Here is a 20217-nt window from a genome sequence, read left to right as displayed (position 1 = left end):
GGTGATCGCTGTTTCCAGTTCCTCCACGGATGAAAAAACCCGGCAGTTGTGGCACCATCGCAGTCGCCCGGCTTGTTCCGGGCGGGAGTCTCCGGGTGCCGCCCGACAACGCCGGGCGGAGAATCGGGAAGGCGGTGCAAGTCCGCCACGTGCCCAGCGCTGTGAGGAGGACGGGCGATGCATTGGCCACTGACGCGAGTCGGGAAGGCGCATCGCGCGGGTGAATCCGAGTCAGAAGACCGGCCAGGAGACGAACGGACGCTGCCCGGCCAGGCAGCCGCACAGTCTTTCCAGAAGGGGAATCGATGGAAAACCCGGGCGCGCCTGCGGCGCACGCCTTCTCCGACACCGACCGCGCAGCCGTCTATCAGGCGATCTACAGCCGCCGCGACGTGCGCGGCCAGTTTCTTCCCGACCCGGTCGCCGACGACGTCCTCGGTCGCGTCCTGCTGGCGGCGCACCACGCGCCGTCGGTCGGCTTCATGCAGCCGTGGAACTTCCTCGTCGTCCGCTCGCCGGCGGTCAAGCAGCGCGTGCACGACGTCTTTCGCGCCGCCAATGCCGAGGCCGAAAGGCTCTTCCCGGACGAGAAGCGCGCGCTCTACAGCCGCATGAAGCTGCAGGGAATCCTCGAATCGCCGATCAACCTGTGCATCACCTGCGACCGCTCGCGCAGCGGGCCGGTCGTCCTCGGCCGCACGCACATGCTCAGCATGGACCTCTACAGCAGCGTCTGCGCCGTGCAGAACCTGTGGCTCGCGGCGCGCGCCGAAGGTCTCGGCGTCGGCTGGGTGAGCATCTTCGAGCAGCAGGCGCTGCAGGACGCCCTCGGCATCCCGCACGACATCGTGCCGATCGCCTACCTGTGCATCGGCTGGGTCAGCCACTTCAACGACCGGCCGGAACTCGAGACCTGCGGCTGGCTGCCGCGCCTGCCGCTCGCCGAACTCCTCCACTACGAGCAGTGGGGCAGCACCACGGGGACGCCGCCCGACGAGGCCCTGACGGCAACCGTCAGCAACCTGCAGGACGGCCTGCAACGGCTGCAGCGGCAGGCGGCATGAAGCGGCGCCGGACTGGGTATGGACACGCCGGCGACCCGGCCCGCGCGCGCGCCGGCGGCGCCGATGCTTGAGCACGGCGGCCGCCTGCGCGCCGCGGCGGCGCACTACGGCATTCCAGCGGCGGCGTGGATCGACCTGTCGACCGGCATCAACCCCGACCCCTGGCCGGTCCCGCCGCTGCCGGCAAGCGTCTGGCAGCGGCTGCCGGAAGACGACGACGGACTCGAGGCCGCCGCCGCCAGCCTCTACGGAAACCCCGGCCTGCTGCCGGTCGCCGGCTCGCAGGCGGCGATCCAGCTCCTGCCGGCACTGCTGCCACGCGCTGCCGTCGCCTGCCTGTCGCCGCTCTACGCCGAACATCCGCACTCCTGGCGGAACGCCGGCCACCGCGTGCGCCTGCTCGGGGGCAGCCTGCCGCGGGCGCTCACGGCCGCCACCCCCTACGTCCTGCTGTGCAACCCGAACAACCCGACCGCGACGACCCACACGCGCGCGGCGCTGCTCGACGCGGCCGGCGAACTGAACCGACGCGGTGGCTGGCTGATCGTCGACGAGGCCTTCATCGACCCGACTCCCGCCGACAGCGTCACCGATCTCGCCGGCACGGCGGCGGCGCCGCGGCTGATCGTCCTGCGCTCACTCGGCAAGTTCTTCGGTCTCGCCGGCGCGCGCGTCGGCTTCGTCTTCGCGGCAGCCGACCTGCTGCGACGCATGCGCGCCGAACTCGGCCCGTGGACCGTTTCCGGCCCGGCGCGGAGCGTCGCGCGCCGGGCGCTGGCCGACCTCGACTGGCAGCAGGCGGCGCGTCACCGCCTGCTCGCCGCCGGCGAGCGCCTGCGCGGGCTGCTGGCAGCGCATGGCGAGGTCCTCGGCACGGCGCTCTTCGCAACACTGTGCCGCGCCGACAGCGCGCAGATCCATGACCACCTGGCACGCCGCGGCATCCTGACGCGGCTGTTCCCCGAGCACGGCCTGCTGCGCTTCGGACTGCCGGGCAGCGAGGACGACTGGCAGCGGCTGCACGCCGCGCTGCAGTCGCTGCCGCAGCAGGCCGCCGTGACCCGGCCGGGAGCGATGCATGCCGACGCATGAGGAACGGATGCAGAAGAAGCAGGCCGTGGTGCGCGGCCGGATCGAATCGGCACGGCACGAGCGCGGCATCCTGCTGCTCAACACCGGCAACGGCAAGGGCAAGTCGAGTGCCGCCTTCGGCGTCCTCGCGCGCGCGCTCGGCCACGGCCTGCGCGCCGCCGTCGTCCAGTTCGTCAAGGGCCGATCGGACACCGGCGAGGAAGCCTTCTTCCGCGGCCACGCCAGCGTTGCCTGGCACGTCGGCGGCGAGGGCTTCACCTGGGAGACGCAGGATCGCGAACGCGACGCGCGTGCCGCCGCTGCCGCCTGGCAGGTCGCCCGCACGCACCTCGACGACCCCGGCATCGACCTCGTCATCCTCGACGAACTGACCTACGCCTTCAAGTACGACTGGCTGCCGCTGCCGGAAGTCATCGCCGCGCTGCGGGCGCGCCCGCCGCTGCAGCACGTGATCGTCACCGGCCGCGGCGCGCCGCCGGCGCTGCGCGAGATCGCCGACACGGTGACCGAGATGAACATGGAGAAGCATGCATTCCGGGCGGGAATCCGGGCAATGCCGGGGGTGGAATACTAGTGTGCTGTCTCTAAAATGTCTAAGCATCTAAGCTGGGGCTGACTGGCTCATCATCGCCTCGCGGGTGCGCTGAATCTTGCGCAGGATGTCCTCGCCTGTGGCCCGCCAGACGTATCGCTTGGGTTGAGCGTTTCTCTCGGCCAGGAAGGCGATGATGGTGTTGGCGAGTTCCTTGACCGAATAGAAGCTCCCCTGCGTGATGCGTTGCGAAACATCACGGAAGAAGCGCTCCACCAGATTGAGCCAAGAGGACGAAGTCGGCGTGAAATGCATATGGAAGCGGGGATGCTTGTGGAGCCAGTCCTTGACCTCGGCGTGCTTGTGGGTGGCGTAGTTGTCGGCAATCAGATGGATGGCCAGGTCCTTGGGGGTCTCCTGGTCGATCTTCTGGAGAAAGGCCAGCCACTCGACATGACTGTGCTTTTCGGCGATGGTCGTGATCAGCTTGCCTTCCAGATAGTCGAGAGCGGCGAACAGGGTGAGGGTTCCGTGACGGATGTAGTCATGGGTGGCGGTCTTGATGTGGCCGATACCCAGGGGCAACCCGGGTTGCGTACGCTCCAGCGCCTGGCATTGGGACTTTTCATCACAGCACAGCACCAAAGCCTTCTCGGGAGGATCGAGATACAAGCCGATCACGTCCCAGAACTTCTCTTCGAAGCGCGCATCCTTCGAGACTTTGAAGGTGCGGGTCAAGTGCGGCTTGATGTCGTTCGCCGCCCACAGGCGCTGCACGCTCGCCGGCGAGACGCCGGCTGCCCTCGCCATGCTGCGACAACTCCAGCGGCCGACCGTCTCCGGTGGCCGAGCGACCGTATCCAGGATCCTTTGCACCGCCGCAGTCGGCAACGTCGATTTGCGGCCTCGCCCCGAGGCATCCGCCAATCCCGCCAGGCGCTTGCATGCAAAACGTCGGCACCAGTGATTCACCGTCACCCGCGTCACGCCCACTACCGCGCCAATGGCTTCCTGGGTCCGCCCCTCCGCTGCCAGCAGGATGATCTGCGCGCGCTGCCGGTCGCGCACGGCCACCGTGCTGGCGCGCATCCTTCTCTGCAGTTCACTCACTTCTTCCGGCTCCAGCACGATGGGCGTCCTGCGCATCCGTCTCTCCTCCACGTAACTAATGCTTGAAGGATACACAAATCAACAGAAATGTAAATGCAATATAGAGACACTACACTAGGCACGTGGACCGGCTGCCATCGCGGCCCTTCTCGCCTCCATTACGTGGCGTTCTTGTTTGTCCACCAACTCTAGGCCAAAGTCACAGGATTCGAGTCGCTCAACTCCTCAAAGTAGCCGGTTCGGCGATCGAGCACGGCTTGGCAGACCGCCGCGCGGATCAATGAGGAAGGCTCTCTCCCACGTTGCGCCAAGAAGTCGTCCAGCCGCTCACTGACCAAGACATCGGCCGTTCGCCCTGCGGTGCTCCTTCGCTGCACTTCATTGACGAGACCGTCGAAGAAAGCACTGGCCCGTTTCGTCCACCGATCGGTGAGCGTATGGATTAGCGCGCTGTGATTGTTCAGCCGATTCTGTTCCGCCGCACTGGGCGAATAAAGGCTCGGAATTGAAGCGTTGGGAGCACCACTCAAACGGATCTCCACCGCTGCCGAAGCGGCGCGGAAGAAAGGGTGCAGCCAGTCGATCATCGGATTCGGGGAGCCGTGCGTCACCGCAAGGCGATCGCCCTTGGCGCCCAGTTCGTTGCACGAAGAGCAAACGGGCACCAGATTCCAGGGAGAGCAGGCAAGCAAGGGAAAGTGGTTCTTGCAGAGATAGTGATCGAGCTTTGGAGTGCCGATTTCGCCGTCGCAATACGGGCAAACGGCACTGGTCGGCGGGGTGGACGTGAAATCCTTCTTGTAGGAGCGGTTCGAAATCAATCGGCTTCCAGGAAACTGGTAACCGGGCCATTGCTTCGCATCGTCGTGGCTCAAGCGCTCGTAGCAACGCTTGAAGAAGTCCCTGGCTGCGTCAGCAAGCTCCGGATCCATGTCGTTGAGTGTGCGAATGTCGCGAAAGTCGCCGCCGGCATGAAAAGTTCTTCCCACTCGGTTCTGCCTGCAGAATTCTTCGTACAAGGCCCGTCGGGCGGTCAGCGGCGATCCGGTCATGGCTACGAGCGGTTGCAAAGGGGACTTCTGGCCACCGAGGCAGAAGCGGCGCACCCACTCCGGGTCCACCTTCCGCCAGACGCCCTGCAACCAAACGAGATCAATGGTTGCCGCTTTCAGCGTCGGCTCGCAGAGTGCCTTCAGCAGCTTCTTCTGGAGGACGACAACCCGGAAGAGATGCGCTGCACTCCTTGGCAACCTAACCGGGTGCAGCGCCATCGCCCTGGTTTCGCAGGTGTTTCAGAATCGCTCGCAGCTCCGCGCGGTGGAAACTGCTGCCAAGCACTTTCAGGATTTCGTCCAGTTCCTTCTCACGGCCTTGCCAGTCGGCCCACAGGAGTTGATCGAGCAGGGCAAGGGCGCGGCTTCCTACACTGCTTTCCGACCGGAACAGGTTCATCGCCACCTCGCCGGGATCGGTGCCGAACAGGCCGCCTGCGACGCCTCGCGCGGTGGTCTCGCCGTCGTTCGTGTCGAGGACCGTCACTTCTGCGGCGAACGCATCGGTGAGCACGATGCTGGTGTGCGTGGCGACCAGCACCTGCGCTTCGGTCGAGTTCAGCAGTCCACGGTCGATCATGTCCACGATCTCGCGCTTCCAGACGTCGTTGAAGTGCGTTTCCGGCTCGTCGAGCAGCAGCAGCGACCCGTCCTGACCACGCAGGAGGAACAGCAGGCCGATTCGACCGAGCAGCATCTGCTCGCCGTCGCTTAGCTGATCGTAGGTCACGACGACGTCGTCGGCTTCGCCGTCAGGCGACTGCGGACGATGAAGCCGTTTCACGGTCAACGTGATGTCTTCGAGCAAACCCGTGCGCTCCCAGTCGCGCAAGCGAGAGAAAACGTCCATCGGCGTCGAGTCGATCTCACTGTCGGCACTGAAGATCCTGAGCACGGCCTCTGCGCCGGTCCTGCAGGCGTCCACACGTTCGGCGATAAATTCGATGTCTCTGCTCGGGATGCCGAAAGGGAAGGCATCCTTCAATCGCGTGCTGAGATCGATGTTCTCCGACGGCCCGAGGGAAATCACCGCGCGCTGCCTGCCGCCGGGCTGCGCGATGACTTTGTCCGCCAGCGCAACCAGGCCCAGGAGTTCCTGGTGCTGGCGCGCGCTGACGCGGTCGTCAGCGTCGCGGTAGGTGACGCTCAGGTGCGTGGGCCAGAACCAGTCGATCTCGTTCAACACCCCGCGCGCATCGCTTGGCTCTGGGTCGGATCGGTGCCGGATCATCAGCTCGCGCCGCAATTCTTCCCGCGCTTGCTCCTGGTTACGACCCGACAGGTCCCTGGCGGCTTGCCACAGCGCCAGCGTCAGGCCGGCAAAGCGCAGATGCCGAGGCTCGATGCGGAAGTACGACTCATCCAGGCGTTCGCTGCGTGCTACCCGGTTGCTGAACAATTTCTGCCGAATGGCTTCGAGGGGTGCGAGTTCCGCACTCAATTGCTCCGCGGTGTCCTGGCTGAAGTGTCCGACCTGGCCACAGCCAACAAGCGTTTCGAGCGTACCACTCGCTCTTAGCGCGTAGCGTGTCATCACCGTAGAGAGGCGGATCGGTTGCTCCTCTTCCCACTCCCGATCCATGTTCCAGCCCTGCGGGCGCTCGTCGTCGACCTGGTAGCGCCCTTGGTCTTCGTCTCGGGCGTGAAACTCTGGCTGCTCGAGTCGCGCCCATAGGTCGTGCGCGCCCGAAGTGTAGGCGATCAGCCGTTTCGGCAACCGGGCAAAGAGCAGCGAGCTTGCGATGGCCTCGGGTCCGGTCATCAGATCGAGGGTCTGAGCCAGAGGATGGGGTTGCTTCTTGCCCAGCGCCTCGGTGATCTCCTGCCAGTCGCCCAGCCTCGCGGTAACGGGTACCTGCGTCATCGTCGTGAAGAACGGCGTGGCATCCAGCGAAGGGCTCCAGTGCAGCAGTGCGGTGACCAGTTCTCCGCTTGCTGCCCGATCCCAGGCGAGCGTCACCGGCAATTCGGGCCACTGACCGAGGTTGAGGGAACGAAAGATGCGATAGAGCGCCCGCAGTAGCGAGGACTTGCCCGTGCCGTTGACGCCCACCAGGAAGTTCAGCGAGCCCTTGCGCGGCAGATCCAATGCCCTGGCGACGAGGTCCTCACGGTCGAAAACCACGCAGGTATCCGTCAAGGGGCCGCAGCGCGGGAGATGGAGGTAGCGCAATCTCACGGCAGCAGACGCTCCCTTTCGAGCAGCGCCGCCAGGCGGTCCAGCTCGCGCAGCCGGGATGAATCGCCGGCAACCACCTCGCCGCTGACACCCTCGGCGGGTTCGTAATGCATCAGGGGCAGGCGATAAGCGTTGCCAAACACAAATTCGCCCGTGTCTTCGGTCTGCTCTTCGCGGCTGACAGGAATGATCAGGCCGCGCGCTGCCAAAACGGCCAGATGCCCCTCGATCAGGTGCGGGTTCCGGCGTAGCGGCCCGTGGGCCAGAGAGTATCCACCAAGCTGCCGGGCGGAGAAGTACCGTGCATACAAAACGCCGCCGACCATGCGCTCTATGTCGCGCAGGAGTTGCCGTTGTTCGCGGTTAAGTTCGGCGTAGATGCCCTCGGTGGGAAGTTGAAGAAATCTGTCCCAGTCCTCAATAGTTTCAGACTGGAGACGTGGCAACGCCGCCCCAGCTTGCCGAAGGCAGGCGTCACGTTCGCCGGCTTCCAGCGTAAGCTGGTCCCGATGCCCTTTTCGCCAAGCCGTGGTGATCTGGCCGGAGAAGATGTGGGCCAAGAGGGACGCTGACGTCAGCGACTGCAATCGGTTTCCAGCGAGAGCGGCCGTCCCCAAGGCCCTAATCTCTTCGCATGCGCTTGCAAACCGCTGCATCGAAGGAGTTGCGGGATCCGGTACCGTCAACGACCTGAGCGCCTCCAGGGTAAGCCCTTCCGTATTTGCTCCCCGTGCGCGCGACAAGATCCGCCGAGCCTGTGCTTGCAGGGCATGCACTATGAATTCAGGTGTAACGCCGGGATTCGGAATGAGTCCCTTGAGGTCTTGCCCGAAGCACATGGGAACATCAGTGATCGCCATCGGCAGCGAGTGGGCCAGTATCTTGCTTTTCACAACGACCAGTACGGTCTTGGCTGGAACGATGTTTGTTGCACTCGATTGAACTGCTTCCTCGGTCACATGATCCTCGGTGTCGTCAAGGTACCGTTTCTTGATGTCTTTGGAAGTTGCCCAAGGAATAGCGCCTGAATAGAAGTGCTCGACACTCTTGCTCGGCGTCCCACCGCCAACGATTCGAACGAGGTCACCGAGCCTTGGCCCCCCCTTCCAGGCTGACGGCGAACAGAAGATGTCGTCGAATATAGCGGACGAGAGAGCCGCGGTTGCGGTCTCGGCTTCGGCGCGCAGACGACGGATCTGCTCGGCCTCGTGCAGAATCTCCACTATTCGGCGCTGCTCCGTTAAGGGCGGCATTGGGAATTGAAATCTTTCCAAGTCACTTCGAGTGATTCCCGGCACGCCAACCACGATCTTGTACCGATCGAGGCCAAAATACTTCAAAACGGCCGCGAGGAACCGAAGGTCCAGGTAGGGCGAGACGTCATCAAGGAAGAAAACTGTATCAATAGGCCAAAACGGAACTGCCACGTAAGTCACTGACCCAACGGACCCCTTTCGTCCTATGACGATTGAGGGTTTATGGTGGTACGCAAGATCATGAAACCCAGACTCCCCTGCAGAGCCAATTACAGGAATGTCGCCTTTCTCGTTACGCAAGCGTTCAGGAAGTGCATTACCGTAACGCACAGTCGATACGTCCTTGAGATGGACCAATGGCCAAGTGGAAGGTAGGCAATACACGTGACTTATCATTGCCCACCTGCCACCATCGTCAGCAATCTTCCAAGCCGCTCCTTCACCTCCGCGTGAATCGCCTGCAGCTCACCGATCAACTCGGCCGGAGGTCGGTGCTGCCCGGCGTCGAAGACGAATGGTTTGTGACGCCCGGCCGAAAGGTTGAAGTCCAGCGCTTCGAGGCAGTCCGGGTCGAGGCGGTCGAGGTGCTCTTTCCGAACGGTGGCGTCATCGTCGAAAACCTTCAGCACATCGCGCAGCCAGGCGAGGTATTCGGGGTCGAGCGATTCGTCCTGGTGCGTGGGTCTGGCGATGACTTCTCCCGTCTCCGGATCCTCACCCCAGCTCTCCAGCTCGGCCCACTGGCGCACTGGGACGATCCAGCTCGACAGCGTCGGCTGCCGTGTCGGTTCGCCGGCATCGGAAGGCGCCAGCTTGCCTTCGCGATGCCTGGCGTCGATGCCCTTGCGCCAGACGTTGTAACCATCGAGTTTGGCAAACTCCACCAGCAGCGGCGCGAGGGTCTCAACGACCTGGTCGACCTCGGGTTCGGCGATGGATTCCCGGGTCTGTCCGTCGGGAAGGGCAATCGCCGCGACCCAGCCCGCGACCTTGACGGACAGCTCCTTGAACACCGTCTTCAGTGCGTTCTGCCCGAACTGATCGAACTCCCGGTCGAGGATTGCGCCGTCACGGACGCGTTTGGTGAGCTGATTGGCAACGGCTCTGACGTTCTTATCGGCCGTTGCCAAGGCCTTTTCGACCTCCGGCTGCCGGGCGGTGGCGTAAGCGTGCTTGACGGTCTGCTCGACGAGTCGCTGACAGACATCCTCGAAGCGCGGCCGGACGCGGGCGAGCACCACGTCGTCGTACTGACGCGCTCCCCGCCGGTCGCTCGGGTCGAAGGGAAAGTCCTCTGGCCACAGTTCGTGCAATGGCCAGGTGCGGCCCTTCTCGCCGGCCTTGTCGGGGAAAACCTTCAGGAACTCGTCGTCCACGCTGCGCCACCGTTCCTCCCAGTAGTCGGGCTGATGGTAGTCGGTCGCGGTGGCGGCGGCTCGCAGGGCGACAAGGGTGTCGCCGGTGTTGTCCTCGGCCTCTCCCTTGCGATAGCGGGACCATGCACGGAATTTCACCAGCGCGTCCCAGAGATCGTTGTCCTGGCCGTAAAGCGCCTTGCGCTTCTGATCGAGAGAGAAGGCCTCGTCGGCGACCTCGTAGAACCAGACCTCGCGCGTGCGCGGTTCGGCGCTCGGCGACACCGTTTCTCCGGCCTTCTGGAAAACGAGGATGGAGGTCTTGACGCCCGAGTAGGGTTGGAACATGTTGGCCGGCAGCGAGACAACGGCCTCGAGCGTGTTCTCGAACAGCAGTTGCCGGCGCAGTGCGCGGTGGGCGTTGGTCGAGCCGAAGAGCACCCCGTCGGGAACGATCACCGCGACGCGACCGCCGATCTTCAGCAGATCGAGCATCAGCCAGACGAAGAGCAGCTCGCTCTTGGTCGTGATCGCCGACTTGCCCTTGCCATCACGCGGAAAACGCTGGCGGTTCTCGCTGAGATCCCCTTCGTCAACGCTGCCAGTGAACGGTGGATTGGCCAGGATGTAGTCGTAGGTGCCACTCTCGGTATCGGGCAGGCGCTTGCTCAGCGAGTCGAGCTGATGCACCTCGGGCGACTCGAGAGCGTGCAGGATGAGGTTCATCCAGGCGATCCGGACCATCGTGCGGTCGTTGTCGTAGCCGCGGAACAGCGGACTGAAATCGAAGTCGGCGCCGTCCGGCCAGACCGGAAGAACGTCATGCGGCGTGCCGTCCCATTCGAGGCGTAACACCTCGCGATCCGTGTGCTCAGCCTTCCAGTGCAGAATGGTGTTGAGCAGGAAGCCGCCGGAACCGCAGGCCGGATCGAGAACGGTCTTGCCCGGATCGGGGTCGAGCAGTTCGACCATGAAACGGATGAGATGCCGCGGCGTGCGGAACTGGCCGTTCTTTCCAGACTCCTTGACCTCTTCGAGCAGGTACTCAAAGATATCGCCCATGATGTCTGAGTTGGCCGAACGCGTGTCCAGGTGCTTGAACAACTCGTCGATCAGGCTGACGGCACGCTTGAGGGTGTCGGTCTTGTTGACGTCGAGGACGAAGTAGGCATCGCCGAGTCGGCCCGAGATTTTGCCCAGCGTTGTGTCGCCATTCAGCGCCTGGCCCACGCGCTGTTCCAGGCGGCGCAGCCAGGGAAAGACGCTGTCGTTGAGCAGCGGAAATGAGGGGGTCTGTCGGATGTACGACCACCGACATTTCTCGTAGTCGACATCTTCCTGCGGATCGGCAGCGCAGCGCGCGTAGATCGAGGTCTTGCCGGCGCCGACACGGTCGCGATCGAGTCCCTCCAGCTGGCGGATGAAGAGCAGATAAGTGATCTGCTCGATGGCGACCAGCGGGTTGGAAAGCCCCGAAGACCAGAAAAGCGACCAGAGGTCGTGCACCTTGCGGCGCAGCTGCGGAGAAAGCATCAGGGTTCCTTAGGCGGCGATGGCGTCGACGAGAGCGAAGAGTTCGTTCAGCTCCGCCTCTGGGAAAAGTGTAGCCGGATCGCCAATGGCCGAAAACGGCGGCTTGCGCAGGGCGTCCAGCGAAGAGACTCTGGCTTTCTGCAGGACGGCCTTGCGCACGGTGCGGATGAACATGAGTTGCGTCGCGGAGAGGCGGGGATGTTCGCGGACCCAGTCGTCGAAGGCACTGGCGATCGTTTCCTCCCGGCTGGGCAGCATCGAGACTTTCAGGATGTGGCGCAGGAAGTCCACCAGCGAAGCCCTGGGCTGGCCGTAGGCTTCGCGCAGTCGATCTTCGGTAATGAACAGGTCCGGCCCTTCCAGTGCCGCGGCGATGGCGGCATAGTCATCGGGCGTCAGCTCCTGTCCCTTCTTCAGTCGTTGCAGTGCGGGGTTGTCGCCGGCGAGGTCCTTGACGAGCGCTTCGACCTGCGCCCGGTAGGTCTCGGCAAAAGCGCCCTCGCCGGACGGGCCGAAGAGAATCCAGTGTCGCCTTTGAATCGCATCGGGCAGCGAAAGCCGAACCATCGTCCCGGGCGGCCGGCGGTTGCGGAAGCGCATCAGCGGCGCGAAGGTCTGCTGCAATTCCATGATGCCTGTAAACGAGAGCTTCGCCCAGAAGGCGTCGCTGCGCGTGGCGGTCAGGGCGGCGAGGTGTGCCCGAACTTCCGGGATCTCGGTCGGCAACAGGGCAAGGTTCTCGCTGATGTTCACCCGCAGTCTCTGCACCTCGCCGGCGTCTGCACGCAGATGGGCAAGGGCAAGTTGCTCGGTCTGGTTCTCGAATTGCAGTTCGGCGTAGGAGCCGGCGACAGAAAAGCGTAGCAGCGGCGCGATCGTCTGCGACAGGTGCGTCACGCGCTCGTCGGTCAGCTCGCGCCACGGCGCTTCTGTCGTGGCCAGGGCGCGAATCTCGTCCGCGTGTGGGGCGACGTTGATGTTCTCCAGCGGCAAGGTGCCGACGAGATCCTGCAACTGCTTGCGTGTAAAGGAAACCGGCTCGGTTTCGGAGCGCCCGGCCAGGATCTGGAGCTTTTCCAGCCGCAGGCGGAAGAGTCGTGTCGGCAAAGGTTCTGAGACTGATGCCGCGCTGCCGTCCTTGTTCACCTGGAAGTAGTCGAAATTGTCCCAGTGGTCGATGACCAGGAAATCCTCTTTCTTCAGCCCGTTCAAGGGGTCGGTCCAGGGGCGGGTGCCACGGCCGAGCATCTGCCAGAACTTGACCTTGCTGAATACCGGCTTGGCAAAGACCAGGTTGCGGATGGGCGGCACATCGATTCCGGTGTCGAGCATGTCGACCGAGATGGCGACACGCGGGAAGCCCCGGTTCTTGAAATCGTCCAGCGTCTTGTCGGCGCGCTCCATCTGACTGTCGATCACTCTTGCCAACCCTCTGCGTTGCAGGTCCGGGTAGAGTCGATTGAAGCTCTTGTAGATCTCGAGGGCATGCTTGTGGGAGACGGCAAAGATGATCGACTTGGCGGGCAGCGTGCCGACCGCGTCCTTGATCGCGTTGTCCATGAACTCGCGGACGATGGCGTCGTTGGTGCCACTATTCGTCACGCAGCGTTCGAGGTCCGAGCCCTCGAATGAGAACTGATCTGGGTCGATGCCTTGTTCGCGAACCTGCTGCTTGACTTCCTCGGGCAGGTCGCCGGGCTGCAACCCTTCGACCTGAAAAGTCGTGCGCGCGACGTGCACCGGCCGGTAGGGAACCAGGCAGCGGTCACGAACCGCCTCGTCGTAGCCGTAATAGAAGCTCGGCGAGTCATCGCGACAGTCGAACAGATCGAAGGTGTTGTGGTCGAGAAAGTCCGTGGGTGTGGCGGTCAGGCCGAGGGTGATGGCGTCGAAATGGTCGAGGATTGACTTGTAGCGACTGTAGATCGAACGGTGGCTTTCGTCTGCGACGATCAGGTCGTAGTAGCCGGGCGACAACTGCTGGTAGAGCGACATCATGCCGGGATAGGTGGCGAAATGAATCTGGGCGTCCCTGTCAATGGTGCCGCCCTCGATCCAGGCGCGCGGCGCGCCGGGCAGATGCTCCTTGAAGGCGCCGAGCGCCTGCTTGACGAGTTCGCGTCGATCGGCGAGGAACAGGACGCGCTGAATGCGCTCGCGTCGCTGCAGCAACTCGATGAGCGCGACTGCGACACGGGTCTTGCCCGTTCCGGTCGCCAAGACCATCAGAAAGCGGCGGCGCGCCTGCTCGATCCCCTCGGCGATCGTCTTGACCGCTTCGATTTGGTACGAGCGATCGATGATTCGTGTCGACGGCATCTGGCCGGCAAGCGGAGTGCCAAAGCGGTCGAGATGGGCCAGACGAAGGAGATCGTCTTCGGTGAAGAAGCCGCTCACCTTGCGGGGTGGATAGAGCTTGCGATGCCAGAACCAGATTTCGTTGCCATTGGCCAGAAACACGAACGGATCGCTCCCGGACTTCTGGCGAATGGCTTCGGCGTAGTCGGCTGCCTGCCGCTCGCCCTCCAGCGGGTCGCGGCTGGAACGCTTGGCTTCAACGATTGCCAGGGGCCGGCCCAAGCGATCGAGCAGGGCATAGTCAGCGAACTCGACGGTTCGGCGCTCGCCGGCGCCGGGCTCGCGGATGCCGGACGGCATCGGGACAAGGAATTCGGTGATCAAACGACGGCTGCCGAACGCCCATCCGGCGCGCCCCAGTTGGCGGTCGATCTGTTCCTGGCGGGTTTGGCGCTCGGTTTGCATTGGTGAATGGCGATCAGAGGTGAGCGGACAGACTAACACCAAGGCCGGTTGAAATCAGTGCCCGAACCAGGTAACGAGTTGCCTCCGCAAGCGTTGGAACGTCGGATCGGTGCAATGCTGAAGGCTGATACGACCGGTGATCTTTTCGTAGATGGCCGAAGAGCGGGGCAGCCTTTGCTTGCGGCAAACCGCTTCCATCGCCTCTTTCGGTTGCCGCGGCTTGCCTTGGGCATCGAAATCAAAGCCCTGGGCATGCAGCCAGTCGCGAATTGAGGTGGCCTTCTGCCATTGAAAAACCTCGTGCAGTGCGTTGTCGGCTCCCCACAGCCAGATATCGACTTCCGGTGAGATCGCGATCGCTTTGGCGCGCGCGCCCCAGACCCGCTGCAGTTGCTCGTCCAGCCTGGCTTCCAGAGTCAGTGGGGTCTCGTGTTCCTGCCCACAGCCTTGAAAATCCAGCATCATCAGTGCGTGCCGAAAACGGCCGGCATCGCAGGCCAGCACGTCTGCGCCGGTGGTCCGGACACCCCCGTCGCGCCCCATGTGTGGGCGAATGGCGTACGTCAAGGAGCGAATGCCCAGGGCCTGCGGACGAGCCAGGGCACCCTGCAGAGCAAACTGCATGTTCTTGTCGGCCACCAACGCTACGAGGTCCTGCAACGCGGACTCAGCTCAGAATACCGGCAGCAAACAGCACACCGAGGTCCGGCTGCCCCTGCTTCCATTGCTGCAGGGCCGGATGACGGTCGCCGGCAACGATATCCGTCGCTCCCGACCGGTCCTTGGCGAAGCAAAGGACCTGTGCCGGGTCGAGCATGTTCAGTGCGACAGGACTGTGCGTGGCAATCAGCACCTGGCCATCGTAGATCGACGATAGTGACTGGATGACGGTCTCGATGGCGCGCGGGTGTATGCCGTTTTCCGGTTCTTCGATCAGGAAGACGCCATCGAGATCCTTCAGGTACGCTGGAATCGTCAAGGCCAAGAGCCGCAGCGTACCGTCGGAAGCCAGCCACGAAGGGACCTCCGCACCATTGGCGTACTTGATGACCAGGTAGCGGTGCCGATCCTCTTGGCGCTCGACCGTATCGATGTCGGCAATGTCTTCGAGCGCCGTACGTACGTGATCCAACCAATCCGCAAAGCGCTGCGGCTCGCGGCGCAGTTCGGCGATCACCCATGGCAGGTTGGAGCCGTTGGTCTGGAACTCCAGGCCCAGTCCTGGTGGGCTCGGTTGACGAATGATCTGGCTGTTGAGCACCATCTTGCGCACGCCGGTTTCAAGCAGATCCCGAAACCAGGAACTGACTGGAAAGCTCGCCTCGTCAGCCGGAATGTGCGCCAGAGCCAGTTTGCTGCGCCCCAGCCGAAACGAGGGTGCGTAGGACTTCGCTCCTTCCGTGTAATAGTTGTCGTTGCCTCCGGGCGTCTTCTTCATCACCACTTTGCACCCCGGTCGCCCTTTGGCCACGAGAATCGTCGGCGCGTCGACGGGCACCAGCGGAAACATGTCCCGCTGCAGCGGCCGCCGCTCTTCGTCGGGTGTGCGCAACCAGAGGGTCTCGTGGTTGAGCCCCAGTTCATTGTTTGCCACGTCCAGCCCAATCTCCAACTCGTACCGTACCAGCGTATACCGCAGCTTGTCCTCGGCCATGCGAAGACGAACGGCAGCGGGTATGGGCGCCTCGACAGCAAGCTGGAAGGCTGCGCGTTGCCGCGAGTCCTCGCCCGGCCCCTGCCAGATCAATTGGTGAAAGCTGGCACTGCGCGACAGAATGGTCTCACGGACGTCGCCTCGGCGACGGACCAGATCGCTGAGCAAGCCGATGACATCGAGAAACGTCGTCTTGCCGCTGGCGTTCGGGCCAACCAATGCCTGCATCGGGCCCAGTCGTTGATCGACGGCCTTGAGGCTGCGGAAATGACGCGTCTGAATGTGCGAGAACATCGAGGCGTGACCAAGGCCAGAGGACAAGGGGGAGTGCCGAAAGTATATGAGGCTTTGCAGTTTCGAGCCACAGCGATTGCGCCGGACGGCGGAACGCACGCTCCCGCCGAAGTCGAGCCACGAGCCGCCGCGCAACACGCGCTCGCCACCTGCCCGCGGACCACGCGGATCGATCTGTTCGCCAGCTGGGTACGGACCGTACCAATCGGCGCACCACTCCCGGACGTTTCCGTGCATCTCGTCGAGACCCCACGGGTTCGGCGGCAGCAAGCCGACCGGGACGGTACGTTGCCGATAGAGCCCCTTCTTGCCCCCGGCGTAAGGGTAACCGCCATCGTAGTTGACCTGCTTGGGCCAGATGTTCTCGCCAAACGAAAAAGGCGTCGTCGTCCCGGCGCGACACGCGCATTCCCATTCGGCTTCGCTCGGCAGCCGCGCGTGCAACCCGGGAATGCGGCGGTTGAGTGACACGATGAACGACTGCACGTCCTGCCCACTGACGTTCGCGACCGGATTGCGCGGATCATCGGCGCACGTGCTGGGATTGCCGCCCATCACCGCCTGCCACAACGCCTGCGTGCAGGCCGTATCGGCAAGCCAGAAGCCACGGGTCAGCGTGACCCGGTGCTGCACCTCGTCATCGAAGCGCTGCGCCTCGCTGCCCGGCGACCCCATCACGAAACTCCCCGGCGCGATCCAGCGGAAGCGCTGGCGGACGCCGGCAACGTCGATCTCGGCCCAGCGCCCGTACTCGTCGCTGCCGGTCGCGCTCGCCCACGGAACATCGGTGCCCCCGTCGCCGCCCGCCCATTCCTCGACGGCCGCTTCGCCCTTCCTCATCGGCGGACGCAGCGTCGGCAGGGCGAGGTAGACCGAGCTGTCGACTGCGCCGGTCGCCAGGCCGGAGCGGAAACCTGCCGGATCGGCAATGCCTCGAGACGTGTCCAGCGGCTCGAAACGGACCATCGGCAGCGACCAGGATCGTCCGCGCCGGGCAGAGACCGAAGCGGATACCCAATGCCAGGAAGACATCCTCGAGCCGGCAGGACAGGTCGGCGATCACCACTTCCGCTTCGTGCAGCAGCCGGAACATCGAGCCGTCGATGACTCGCGACTCGCCGGTGTCGAAGCGCAGGCACTCGAGACCAAGGCTGGCGACCGCCTCTGCGATGATCGGGTACGACTCGTCAAGCCCGTAGGTCCGCGCGGTGCGCCATGCGGAGAACCGCCCGAAAGCCTGCACGACGAGGCATCGCCCGCGCGGCCCCTTGATCCGCTCGATTTCGGCGCCGGCGCTGCCGGCGACCACGGCACCCGAGTCCGCTGGCCCGGGCGGCAGCAGCGAACCATCGGCATGGACCTCGCTGCGCAGGTAGCGAACATCACCCTCGCCGTCGATCGACCGCAGCCGATCGACGAAGCGTGCGCGCGCAGCGCCGGCGATTCCGTCATCCTGCGGCTGGTAGCGCAACAGCCGCTCGGCGAGGTTGCCGACGGTTGCGCGGTAAGCGTGCTCGGCGATCACCAGCGTACCCGACGGCCGCAGCGCCCACCAGACGCCAATCAGGCAGGCAATGCCCGGGTCGCTCGCCGACAGGTCGCAGACGACGAGATCGGCGGCGAGCAGGTTTTCGTAGAGCGCGCGTACCCGTTCACCGGCGACGACAAGCGGGTCGAGCCGCAGGCAGTCCAATCCAAGCTCGCCGAGGGCATCGCGGATCATCGCGAAGACCAGATCGAGCCGCCCCGGCACTCCGCGCTCGACTTCGCCGTCGGGCTTCCTGGCAGCAAGCAGCACGCCGCAAGTCCTGCGCGGCTGCGCTGGCGCGGCCGCGCCCGCAGCCGGCTCCGGCTCCTGCGCTCGCTCGTCGTCGCCACTGACAAGCGCGTCCATCGCCCTGGCGTGGGCGAGCAGCGTCTGCTCGCTGGCGAGCGGCATTTCGATCGCCGAGGTCAGCCCGCCGAGGCGCAGGAGCGCGGCTGCCGGCGCGTCGCCGGCCTGGCAGAGCGCGTCGGCGAAAGCCTGCGCGGCGCTCGCCGGTTCGAGAAAGGCGAGCGCGACCCAGAGCTGGATGACGAGGAACTCGGCGAGCCGCAGGTCGCCGGCGCAGCTGGCGCGGCGCTCCATCGCCTGCACGCAGAGCCAGAGCAGCTCTGCGTCGCGACCGGCGCTGCGCTGGACGAAAACCAGCGAGCCACACTCCTCGAAACGCGCGGCGAGCACCTCGGCCAACGCGTCGATGCTCGCGTTGCCGAGCAGAGGCTGCTGCAACTGCCCGCAGGTCCAGCAGATCAGCGAGGCGACGTTGTCGAGCTCGGCCGGCTGCCCGCACAGCGGCGGTGCGCAGTCGTCCCACTCGTCGCAGCGGCAGAGGAACTCGGCGAACTCGCGCTGGCCATCCGAGGCGTCCGAGTTCGTCCGCCGGAATGTCGCCGGCCGCTCGGCGGCGGCCCGCCAGCGCCTGGCGGAGCAGATCCATGGTCCAGTTCTGGATCGTCGACAGCGCCTTGCCTTCGAGCTGCCGCCGGTTGCCGTAGAAGGTCAGCATGCGGCCGTCGGCCGCCCAGTCGCCGACCGACTTCAGGATGGCCAGTTGCGCCTGGTCGTGCCGGCAGCGCGCCGCGTCGTCCGAACACTCCTGCTCAATGTACGGCGCCGCCCAATCGTGCAACTGCCTGTCCGCCTCGCTGCCTTTTTCCGGCAATAGGATGAAGATCGGCGCCACGCGCTGCGGCCATCGCTCGCGCGCCCAGAGAAACTCGAGTTCGGTGATCGAGCGCGTGTAACCGGGCGGCTGCCAGCCGTAGCGGTGGCCGAACAGCCCCATGTACGCGTCGCAGGTCCGCACCCGTTGCCGGCAGACATCGACCACGAACTGCCCTCCTTCGGCCCAGTTCTCCTGCAGGAAGACCTTGCCCTGCGGCACGTTGTCCTGCACGACGTCGCGCACCGCTTCACGGTACTGGCGGCAGTCCTGCGCAGTCGCGCTGAGGAAGACCTGCTTGACCTCGGCGATTTCGCTTTCGTGCGGCATCGGCTGCGAGAGTGGTTCGGGTAGCTGTCGGGCGGTTCGTAATGATGGCCGCTGATCGAGGTCCGCTCCAAGCCACTGCCGAAAGGCGCAGGAAGCAGGCCAGGGGTCCGGGTTGGCAGCACATGATCCGTCGGCTTGCTCGTGGCCCACGAGATGAGCGGGCGCTGCCGGGTGAGGTAGCCACACAGTCCTGCCTGCAGGGGAATCGATGAAGAGCACGCGCCCGTGGCCGTGGAACGCCGGCTGAAACCCTTCCCGCTCCGTGGCAGCGCCGATGCTTGAGCGCGGAGGTTCTCTGTGCGCGGCGGCGGCGAGTGCTCCAGTTTGGAGCGGCAGGGTCGTGAGCGCGGCGCTCATGCCGCCGCCGCGCCACTACGCAGGCGCGTCACAGCCCGAGATCGCCGAGAATCGCCCGTACGCGATGGCCGTGGATTCGATGATCAGGCGCCACCTGCCCGAATCCCGCCGGCGTGCGATACTCCGGACTTTGGCGGGCTCTCGCATGGCCATCAAATCGACCATCTTCAAGGCCGAGCTACAGCTTGCCGACCTGGATCGAGGACACTTTTCAGACTATGGCTTGACGCTCGCCCGCCACCCGTCCGAGACCGACGAGCGGATGATGATCCGGCTTCTGGCTTTCATCCTGCACGCTTCGCCAACGCTGATCTTCGGGCGTGGCCTGTATACCGACGATGAGGCAGACCTCTGGGATATCGATGCGACGGGCCATGTGGAGTGCTGGATCGACGTCGGGTTACCGACTGAAAGGGCGATCCGCCGCGCCTGCAACAGCGCTCGAAAGGTGGTTGTCGTCAGCTACGGTGGGAGGGCTGCCGACCTCTGGTGGCGACAGAACTGCGCGAAGTTGGTGACACTGAGCAACCTGCGGGTACTCTCGCTCGGTGCCGGTGACAGCCAGGTCCTGGCGCGCCTGGCGGAACGCAACATGCACCTGGAGTGCACCGTTCAGGAAGGTGTGGTCTGGTTGGGCAATGAAAGACAGCAGATCGAACTGACGCCGATGGTCTTGTTCTCGGCCAGTCCACGGTAGGCTGCAGCGGCCGCACCGCTCCCATCCCGGCCGCAACCGACAGACCGCGCATCGCCAGCGCCGCGTCCGCGTACCGAGAGCAGCCTAACGCCGCAACTGCAATTCGCTGCCCGGTAGCCCACGGCGATCATGCCGGCAAGCATGTGCGGTCGGCCACCCTGCTGGCGCCACCGTGCGACGAACGAAGACAATGGTCTCTCCCGGCGCGGCGATCGCCGGCTCCGGGCTCGAGGCAGCCGCGCAT

General features: G+C 64.5%; 13 protein-coding genes, 1 pseudogene and 1 riboswitch. Of the genes and pseudogenes, 4 read left to right on the top strand and 10 right to left on the bottom strand.

The annotated features are described in order from the left end of the window. The first annotated feature begins 76 nt into the window (after positions 1-76). Positions 77-263: riboswitch (cobalamin riboswitch) on the top strand. A 42-nt stretch (positions 264-305) separates the two neighbouring features. The 3 genes from bluB to cobO all read left to right on the top strand — a co-directional run bounded on the left by bluB (position 306) and on the right by cobO (position 2730). Next, positions 306-1064 carry a 5,6-dimethylbenzimidazole synthase gene (gene bluB / locus HT579_08670; GenBank protein ID QKS28970.1) on the top strand — a complete coding sequence of 253 codons (759 nt, stop codon included), beginning with the start codon at positions 306-308 and terminating at the stop codon, positions 1062-1064. A 63-nt stretch (positions 1065-1127) separates the two neighbouring features. Then, positions 1128-2156 (top strand): threonine-phosphate decarboxylase, encoded by a 1029-nt coding sequence (locus HT579_08665; protein ID QKS28969.1) that lies wholly within the window; start codon positions 1128-1130, stop codon positions 2154-2156. Further along, positions 2143-2730, top strand: coding sequence for a cob(I)yrinic acid a,c-diamide adenosyltransferase (cobO, locus tag HT579_08660; protein ID QKS28968.1), 588 nt, complete (start codon positions 2143-2145; stop codon positions 2728-2730). Before HT579_08665 ends, cobO begins: the two co-directional genes overlap by 14 nt. Before the next feature lie 27 nt (positions 2731-2757). On the opposite strand, the gene HT579_08655 is transcribed toward cobO, so the two are convergent. The 10 genes and pseudogenes from HT579_08655 to HT579_08610 form a co-directional block, all read right to left on the bottom strand. Further along, the gene (locus HT579_08655; GenBank protein QKS31578.1) at positions 2758-3834 is read right to left on the bottom strand and encodes an IS630 family transposase; all 1077 of its coding nucleotides are present in this window, start codon (positions 3832-3834) and stop codon (positions 2758-2760) included. A gap of 152 nt (positions 3835-3986) precedes the next feature. Next, positions 3987-5069, bottom strand: a complete 1083-nt coding sequence (locus HT579_08650) for an HNH endonuclease (protein QKS28967.1) — start codon at positions 5067-5069, stop codon at positions 3987-3989. Further along, entirely contained in the window at positions 5050-6975 is a 1926-nt protein-coding gene (locus HT579_08645; GenBank protein QKS28966.1) for an AAA family ATPase, read from the bottom strand. The genes HT579_08650 and HT579_08645 overlap by 20 nt, the downstream gene beginning before the upstream one ends. 50 nt (positions 6976-7025) lie before the next feature. Then, positions 7026-8642 carry a restriction endonuclease subunit S gene (locus HT579_08640; GenBank protein ID QKS28965.1) on the bottom strand — a complete coding sequence of 539 codons (1617 nt, stop codon included), beginning with the start codon at positions 8640-8642 and terminating at the stop codon, positions 7026-7028. Positions 8643-8677: 35 nt separating this feature from the next. Continuing rightward, positions 8678-11173 carry an N-6 DNA methylase gene (locus HT579_08635; protein ID QKS28964.1) on the bottom strand — a complete coding sequence of 832 codons (2496 nt, stop codon included), beginning with the start codon at positions 11171-11173 and terminating at the stop codon, positions 8678-8680. A gap of 9 nt (positions 11174-11182) precedes the next feature. Next, positions 11183-13936 (bottom strand): DEAD/DEAH box helicase family protein, encoded by a 2754-nt coding sequence (locus HT579_08630; protein ID QKS28963.1) that lies wholly within the window; start codon positions 13934-13936, stop codon positions 11183-11185. Between the two features lie 54 nt (positions 13937-13990). Further along, a complete protein-coding gene (locus HT579_08625) occupies positions 13991-14578 on the bottom strand; it encodes a hypothetical protein (GenBank protein QKS28962.1) in 588 nt (195 codons plus the stop codon). 25 nt (positions 14579-14603) lie between these two features. Continuing rightward, positions 14604-15884: an AAA family ATPase gene (locus HT579_08620; protein ID QKS31577.1), complete on the bottom strand. Its 1281-nt coding sequence runs from the start codon at positions 15882-15884 to the stop codon at positions 14604-14606. Between the two features lie 78 nt (positions 15885-15962). Further along, positions 15963-16724, bottom strand: a pseudogene (locus tag HT579_08615) (formylglycine-generating enzyme family protein). A gap of 812 nt (positions 16725-17536) precedes the next feature. Then, a complete protein-coding gene (locus HT579_08610) occupies positions 17537-19138 on the bottom strand; it encodes a DUF4062 domain-containing protein (GenBank protein ID QKS28961.1) in 1602 nt (533 codons plus the stop codon). 283 nt (positions 19139-19421) lie between these two features. Here HT579_08610 and HT579_08605 point away from each other — a divergent pair, with 283 nt between their 5' ends. Then, entirely contained in the window at positions 19422-19973 is a 552-nt protein-coding gene (locus HT579_08605; protein ID QKS28960.1) for a YaeQ family protein, read from the top strand. Positions 19974-20217 lie beyond the last annotated feature (244 nt).

Source organism: Candidatus Accumulibacter similis, from assembly GCA_013347225.1.
GTDB classification, from domain to species: Bacteria; Pseudomonadota; Gammaproteobacteria; order Burkholderiales; family Rhodocyclaceae; genus Accumulibacter; species Accumulibacter similis.
The sequence above is the reverse complement of the archived record's forward strand: the minus strand, read 5'-3'. Positions and strand labels throughout refer to the sequence as shown.

Coding starts and splice junctions, on each gene's coding strand:
- bluB (QKS28970.1), top strand. CDS start 306: ATGGAAAACCCGGGCGCGCCTGCGGCGCACGCCTTCTCCGACACCGAC.
- HT579_08665 (QKS28969.1), top strand. CDS start 1,128: ATGCTTGAGCACGGCGGCCGCCTGCGCGCCGCGGCGGCGCACTACGGC.
- cobO (QKS28968.1), top strand. CDS start 2,143: ATGCCGACGCATGAGGAACGGATGCAGAAGAAGCAGGCCGTGGTGCGC.
- HT579_08655 (QKS31578.1), bottom strand. CDS start 3,834: ATGCGCAGGACGCCCATCGTGCTGGAGCCGGAAGAAGTGAGTGAACTG.
- HT579_08650 (QKS28967.1), bottom strand. CDS start 5,069: ATGGCGCTGCACCCGGTTAGGTTGCCAAGGAGTGCAGCGCATCTCTTC.
- HT579_08635 (QKS28964.1), bottom strand. CDS start 11,173: ATGCTTTCTCCGCAGCTGCGCCGCAAGGTGCACGACCTCTGGTCGCTT.
- HT579_08630 (QKS28963.1), bottom strand. CDS start 13,936: ATGCAAACCGAGCGCCAAACCCGCCAGGAACAGATCGACCGCCAACTG.
- HT579_08620 (QKS31577.1), bottom strand. CDS start 15,884: ATGTTCTCGCACATTCAGACGCGTCATTTCCGCAGCCTCAAGGCCGTC.
- HT579_08605 (QKS28960.1), top strand. CDS start 19,422: ATGGCCATCAAATCGACCATCTTCAAGGCCGAGCTACAGCTTGCCGAC.